Origin of the sequence: Chitinophaga sp. (genome assembly GCF_035564935.1) — a bacterium.
Taxonomy (GTDB): Bacteria; Bacteroidota; Bacteroidia; order Chitinophagales; family Chitinophagaceae; genus Chitinophaga.
The window spans coordinates 1-2,757 of record NZ_DATMTE010000937.1 but is presented as its reverse complement, the minus strand read 5'-3'; the positions used below and the strand labels follow the sequence as shown (position 1 = coordinate 2,757).

General features: G+C 43.6%; 2 protein-coding genes. Both read right to left on the bottom strand.

Going from position 1 to position 2,757, the window contains the following annotated elements:
• Positions 1-175: 175 nt before the first annotated feature.
• Entirely contained in the window at positions 176-1,579 is a 1,404-nt protein-coding gene (lpdA, locus tag VN105_RS24395; RefSeq protein WP_325645151.1) for a dihydrolipoyl dehydrogenase, read from the bottom strand.
• Between the two features lie 143 nt (positions 1,580-1,722).
• Positions 1,723-2,757, bottom strand: a 1,035-nt coding sequence (locus VN105_RS24390; protein WP_325645149.1) for a hypothetical protein, incomplete at its 5' end; no start/stop codon positions are given.

The window sequence follows — 2,757 nt, the reverse complement described above, 5'->3', positions numbered from 1 at the left end:
TTGCAAATAGAGGATATGGACAGCAAATCAATCATCAATTCAAAATCCTTTTTTATTACAAAGCTGATAATTGATAGTACAGGGAAAGAGGTTATAAGCCGAAACTTACAGCCTCTTTCCCTGTACATTTTTACGATTCTTATTGCGACTTATGTACCCTTTAAACTCTCCCCAACTAAATATTTATCGCTCCCTTCCCCGTTGCCATCAGGTACGCATCTTTAAGCACCTCCGAATAAGTAGGGTGGGCGTAACTAAGCCTCGATAAGTCTTCCGCCGTGATTTCATATTCCATAGACACCACCGCCTGTGCAATGACATCAGCAGCGCGCGGACCAATAATATGCACACCCAATACTTCGCCATACTGGGGAGATACCAATACTTTCACGAAGCCATCTGTGTCCATGGATGCCCTGGCCCTTGCGCTGGCCATGTAAGGAAATTTACCTACCGTATAAGTAACGCCCTGCGCCTTTAGCTGCTCCTCTGTAGCGCCTGCTGCGGCTACTTCCGGCCAGGTGTATACTACTGCAGGAATAAGTTCGTATTTGATATGTGGCTTCCCGCCATGAATAACTTCTGCCACAAAAGTACCTTCGTCTTCTGCCTTGTGCGCCAGCATGGGGCCGTCGATCACGTCGCCTATAGCATAAATATGGGGAACAATTGTTTGCAGTTGAGCGTTCACTTTTATTTTACCATTCTTTTCCGGTGTGATACCTACCGCCTGTAAATTTAAGCCTTCCGTGTAGGCTTTTCTGCCCACAGCAACAAGACAGTAATCGGCTGTAATTTCCTGTGCTGTGCCTTCCGCGTCCAGGAATCTGACAGATGCCGATACACCCTTATTGGTGGCCGATTGTACCTTACTGCCCAGCAGTATTTTTATTTTCAGTTTCCCCAATGTTTTATACAATGCCTTCCCTAATTCTTTGTCCATAGCAGGGATAAGGGAATCTGTATATTCTATAATGGTTACTTCAGTGCCAATGCGCGCATAAACAGACGCCATTTCCACCCCGATCACACCACCGCCGATGATGACCATGGAGTTAGGGCGGGAGGGGAGCGACAGGCCCTCTGTAGAAGTGATGATCCTTTCCTTATCAATAGTAACGCCAGGTATGGAAGAGGGTTTGGAACCGGTGGCGATGATAAAGTATTTCCCTGTTAGTAAGGTGGTTTTGCCTGCTGCGGTTACCTGCAAATGGGTAGCATCCGTGAAACTACCCACGCCATGGTGTACATCAATTTTGTTCTTCTTCATAAGATAAACCAGGCCCGCTGTATTTTGCTTTACCACATCACTTTTACGGCTGATGAACTGGTTGAAATCAAGCGAAAGGTCGCCTACACCAATGCCATGCGTTTTAAATTGTTCCTTTGCCTGGTGATAGTGTTCCGAGCTATCCAGTAAAGCTTTGGCAGGTATGCAGCCAACATTGGTGCAGGTGCCGCCAAGAGTACTGTATTTTTCTACGATGGCTACCTTGTAACCCAACTGGGCCGCCCTGATGGCTGATACATATCCCCCGGGGCCTGATCCTATCACTATGATGTCGTACTGATTGTCCATAAATTTGATTTTAGCTCTTGCATATGCAAAAGTAAAACAAAAATATACCAATCGGTATTATTTAGATGAATTTTTTTAGCTGATGTAATGGAAGAGATTACCGTATACCGGTGACTGATCACCCGGACTGTTAAAAATCAGGTCTATCGCCGGTAAATGTATTCCAGGGCTTCATCTTTATTATTAATAAAATTGGTGGTACTATAAGTTATTTTCTTATCTGGCATTAGCGCACCTTTTTTACCTTTCCAGGTTTCCCAATACCTGGTGGAATAGCCAATTATGATTTTAGTATTTGGAAGCCGGAAACCCCGTACTTCTCCATAATGATTGATATTGCCACTGGTCATCTGGCCTACAAGAACAGCATTGGTATGTCTTTTAAATTCAACGGCATTCATTAACGCGGAGGAAAAGGTTTGTTTCCCTATCAGTACATAAAAATGCCCTTTCTTATTCAGGTAACTATTTTTGATGCTATCGATAAAAGGCGCCAGCACCCCTGAATTTCCACCACTGTTAAATCGCAGGTCAACGATAATTTTGTTGGGACGAAGACTGTCTATTTTTGAAAACAGCTCTGTATTAAATTGCGGGAACGGATGATTTTCGTCGTCTATGCAACGAACAAAGTTGAAGTAAATTATTTTTCCCGCCTCGTCATAAGCATACCAATAGTTCATGTTATGGTGGCTGTAGGCAAGTATGTTGTTGTACTGGCCCGCAGTAGATAATTTCAGGCTATCCCTGCTTACGGCATTAAGCGTTACATTGTATGTTTTATGTTGGGAATCCTGTAGGGTGTACACTGCGTTTTTATCAGACTCCAGTACACCCAGTCCTTTAAGAAAGGATGGATTGTTGAGGAACTGTTGCTGATAAATATCAAAGTAAGATTTGTTATCGGATTTGATCACCTCTTTGAACTTCCGGTTAATTTCATCCATAGGATGTCCGTTAATGGCGGTAAGTTTTGATAACAACGCTGTTGAGTTACCGGGGTCAATGCCGGTAACGAGCATGCCATCTTCGAACCGCTCGAATTTAACAGGTAAAACCAGCTTGAATACGGGTTCAATCCGGGTATGTTCATCTCCAATGGATACATTCAGCTTGAAAAGTTCTACCATGAAGGTTTCCTCATTTAAGCTATCGATCTTAGCAGCTACAAGAGACAC